General features: G+C 62.7%; 3 protein-coding genes and 1 pseudogene. 2 read left to right on the top strand and 2 right to left on the bottom strand.

Translation table 11 applies throughout. From position 1 onward, the window contains the following. Positions 1-2,261, top strand: a 2,261-nt coding sequence (locus SO140_RS45340) for an ATP-binding protein (RefSeq protein WP_498544143.1), incomplete at its 5' end; no start/stop codon positions are given. Positions 2,262-2,660: 399 nt separating this feature from the next. On the opposite strand, the gene SO140_RS45335 is transcribed toward SO140_RS45340, so the two are convergent. Together SO140_RS45335 and SO140_RS45330 are read right to left on the bottom strand one after the other, a co-directional pair. After that, positions 2,661-2,846 (bottom strand): hypothetical protein, encoded by a 186-nt coding sequence (locus SO140_RS45335; protein ID WP_449381564.1) that lies wholly within the window; start codon positions 2,844-2,846, stop codon positions 2,661-2,663. 119 nt (positions 2,847-2,965) lie between these two features. Continuing rightward, positions 2,966-3,172 carry a cold-shock protein gene (locus SO140_RS45330; protein WP_449381621.1) on the bottom strand — a complete coding sequence of 69 codons (207 nt, stop codon included), beginning with the start codon at positions 3,170-3,172 and terminating at the stop codon, positions 2,966-2,968. 646 nt (positions 3,173-3,818) lie between these two features. Between SO140_RS45330 and SO140_RS45325 the strand changes: the two are divergent. Further along, a pseudogene (locus SO140_RS45325) lies at positions 3,819-4,086 on the top strand (hypothetical protein). Positions 4,087-4,273: the final 187 nt, after the last annotated feature.

Below are 4,273 nucleotides of genomic sequence, written 5' to 3'. Positions count from 1 at the left end.
GCAATCCGACTGCGCATCGCTTTCTCGACATGCTGGGCAACGTCACGTTTCTTGAGCGCCCCTTTCACCCGACGACCCTGGTCAGCCTCGCGCGTTCGGCGCTGCGCAGCCGGCTCCGTCAGTACGAGGCCCGCGCCAGACTCGAAGCGCTACGGGCGAGTGAAGAGAGACTGCGGCTCGTCGTCGAGAGCGCCGCAGACTACGCCATCATTGCCACTGACCCGGAGCGCCGCGTCACAAGCTGGTCGGTGGGTGCCGAAGCGATCTTCGGCTGGACGGCCGCCGATATGACGGGTCGTTCGGCCGACGCGATCTTCATACCCGAGGACCGCGCATCTGGGCAGCCCGAGGCTGAGGCTTTCAAGGCGCGCAACGAGGGCTTCGCCCCTGACGAGCGCTGGCATGAGCGCGCCGACGGGTCGCGTGTGTTCCTGAGCGGGTCGATGCGGTCCCTGCCGCCGGATGACCAGGGCCGTGGGCGGGGCTTCATCAAGATCGCGCGTGACGAGACAGACCGTCGGTTGGCCGAGGCGCGCCGCATCGCTCTCGTCGACCTTTCCGATCGCATTCGCGACGTCGACGACCCAGCCGAACTTTCCTACGCCGCGGCCGAGATCCTCGGGCGCACACTGGGGGTAAGCCGGGCCGGCTATGGCACGATCGACAAGGCGGCCGAGACGATCACCATCGAGCGGGACTGGAACGCGCCGGGCATCAGGAGCCTTGCCGGCGTGCTGCACTTTCGCGACTACGGCTCTTATATCGAGGACCTCAAGCGTGGCGAGACGGTGGTATTTCCCGATGCCGAAAAGGACCCCCGAACAGCCGCGACGGCCGATGCCCTGAAAGCGATCAGCGCGCAGTCCATCGTAAACATGCCCGTGACGGAACAGGGCGGCTTCGTTGCGCTGCTTTACCTCAACCACGCAACGGCGCGCGAGTGGACGCCCGACGAACTCGAGCTGATCCGCGAGGTCGCTGATCGCACCCGAACGGCCGTCGAGCGCAGGCGAGCGGAGCAGGAGATCCGGGAACTTGCAGCTTCGCTGGAACGCCGCGTCGTAGAGCGCACCGCCGAGCTGATGGAGGCCGAGGAAGCTTTGCGCCAAGCACAGAAGATGGAGGCGGTGGGCCAGCTCACAGGGGGCGTGGCGCACGACTTCAACAACTTGCTCACCATCATCAAGAGCTCCACTGACCTCTTGCGCCGGCCCGGTCTCCCTGAGGAGCGCCGGCGCCGCTACGTGGACGCGATCTCCGATACCGTAGATCGAGCCTCGAGGCTGACCGGTCAGCTTCTCGCGTTCGCGCGGCGCCAGGCGCTCAAGCCCGTGGTGTTCGACGCGTCCGAACGCGTGCAGGCCATCAGCGACATGCTCCGCACCATCGTGGGATCGCGCATTCGAATCAGGACGGAGATCTCTTGCGAGAGCTGCCTCATCGAAGCGGATGTCAGTCAGTTCGAGACGGCGCTGGTCAACATGGCTGTGAACGCGCGCGACGCGATGGGTGGCGAGGGTTCGCTGCACATCCGCATTGAGGAGATCGCTGGCATGCCGCCCGTCCGCGGGCACGCGGGCAATCGCAGCCCTTTCGTGGCCGTCTCGCTGACCGACACAGGCTCAGGCATCCCGGTGGACAAGCTCGCGCATGTCTTCGAGCCGTTCTTCACCACGAAGGAAGTGGGTAAGGGCACGGGCCTGGGCCTTAGCCAGGTCTACGGCTTTGCCAAACAATCGAGTGGTGACGTCGCGGTTAAAAGCGAGGTGGGCCGGGGGACCACCTTTACGCTCTACCTTCCGCGCGCCGCGGGCGAGGCAGCCTCGAATAAAGACCGGCTTGAGATCGACGTTAATCCAGCCGACGCGCTGTCCGAGAACGACCGGGGTCCCCGTGTTCTCGTAGTGGAAGACAACATAGAAGTTGGACGGTCCTCGACCCAGATCCTGGCAGACCTCGGCTACGACACGACCCTAGCGACGAATGCGACCGAGGCGCTCAAACTTCTCGACGAGGCGAACAGATTCGACGTGGTGTTCTCCGACGTGATCATGCCTGGAATGAACGGGGTTGACCTTGGTCGGGAGATCCGGCGTCGCCATCCCAAAGTGCCGGTGGTGCTGACCTCGGGTTACAGCGAAGTCCTCGCTGAAGAGGGTCGGCATGGATTCTACCTCGTTCAGAAGCCTTATGCGGCCGAGGAGCTGTCGCGCGTGCTGCGGCGCGTGGCACGGGCTAAGCGTATTCCAGATCCCCGGTAGCCTGAATGACCTCTCGTGCCGATGACAAGATTGGAAGCTGCCCGACGTCGCTTTTGGGTCAATTCGCGACCGGGTTGGCCAGCGGCAAGTCCGGGTATGGTCCACTATGCCGCCGAAAGCCGAAGTGAGCTATCCTGCGGCAATCCGACAGGAATGACACTGGCCGTCGCACCCGTCGCCGAGCCTGTCCCTCGATCCCGATCCAGAAAGCCGCTACTGTCGGCGCGTCGGCACTAGCGCTGCACCTCGATTGCAGCATGGGCGTACTTGGCAAGGCCGGCTAGCCGTTGGGACAGCCGAGGGGATAGACGGCCGTCACAGTTCGGTGTCTACCTGCCAAAGGCCGAGGAAGCGCCTCTCTGTGTGGGCCGGGAAGCAGCGGCGCACACTCAATTGACGTCACGGTTTGCTGGGCGTGAGGAAGTTGCCCGCTATCCGCTCTTCGTTTTCCGCCAGCGCATCGTACGCGCCCGCAAGTCTGAGGTATTGAGCGCGCGTCTCGGCATCGGACATCAGGCCGGCCTTGGCGCGAAATTCTTCGGCTTGATGCCGGCGCCTTTGCGCCTCTCCAAGCTGGTCGGTCATCGGATCACTGCCTTTGCGAAGCAGCCGGCCTATTTTCAGATTGCCACCACGGTCGCTCGATATCCTGAGTGAGTCGCTCCCGTGGTGGTCCTTTCCACGGGATGGTGCTTCCATCCCCGTCACCCAATTTGCAGACTTTCCGCGGACATTTTGGCCGAGCGCCCCGCCCTCAGCTCATAGCTGATACGTGCGCCTTCGGCCAAGGTTGTATAGCCGGCTTTCTCGACAGCACTGATGTGGACGAAGACATCTGGGCCGCCATCATAAGGTTGAATGAAGCCATAGCCTTTGGTTGCGTTGAACCACTTCACTTTGCCATTGCCAATGTCGCATTCTCCGTATCAACCAGCAGGCTAGCCTAACCACAGACGCCTGACTGTTCGATTCCGGACACAGAAGCGGCTGGGGAAAACAGCCGCTACGACAGCAGCCCTGCATTTTCCGAATCAACGAAGCGATCCCTTCTCTCAAGGGGCCGGTTCAGGTCGGATGCCTAATGCAGTTCACCCGCGTCGTTAGTCCCATAAAGGATCTGGAAGTCTGGAGCGCAAGCAGCCGCGGCTTTTCGTTTGTGATCAGCTTCGAGAGCCATAACGGTCCCGGGCTTCACGGGAAGCCCGGCTTTTTGGCCTCGTGGCGACCCATCTATCCGAGCAGACCCGCCATCAAGGTAATCGGGTCCCCCTTCGAAACGCTTTCTGAAGCCGAGGAAGCCTGCGAGTCCTTCTTGGCGCACTTAATCAGATGAGACGCCGGATAAAGACGCTCAGCCAGTAGGCGAACAAGCCTGATGCGACGGGTAAAGGCTGGCCATGGCCCACCCATCAGTACTGATCGAGCAGAGGCCGGTATCGAGGGATAGCCAATTCATCCGGAACGGGGGTGGACAAACCGCGGCCCCCTTATCTGCGAATCTCTGCCGTGTGTTAGGCCTTCGGAACCATGAGCGCACGTATGGCAGGAGCGGTTTCGATGCTGATGATGAAGGAGCGGCGGCCGGCCATTCGCACGATTGAGGGGTGGGCGCGAAGTATTCTTCTCGAAGCGGGAGCGATCCGCGAATGTGAGGAGCACGGTTGGATGCAGGACCGCGCCGATCCACACGCCAGGGACTGCGCTTTCAATATTGCCCGTCGGCACCCCCCGGTCGAAGGTCTCCCCAGAGGCGGGCACCGTCGCGGTCGCCGAGTTGCTGGAGTCGATCGACGACACATGCCCGGAGTGTCCGCCTGCGGATTGAAGCCGAGTTCGCTGTTAGCTCCCTCGGGTCAGCCTAGTTCAGTGAAGGTGGATGTCCGCTTCATCCTTGGAGCGGCACTGAAGCAGATCTCACAACAGGCCAGAGACGGGCCAAAGCACGAAGTCGCTGCGCTCCAGCCCGCTGCGCGGGGGCAAGAGCCGAGAGGCCGGTAGCCGGTTGAGAGTGT

The organism is Bradyrhizobium sp. UFLA05-108 (genome assembly GCF_059803455.1).
Note: the sequence above shows the minus strand (reverse complement) of the source record. Positions and strands in the feature narration are given on the sequence as shown.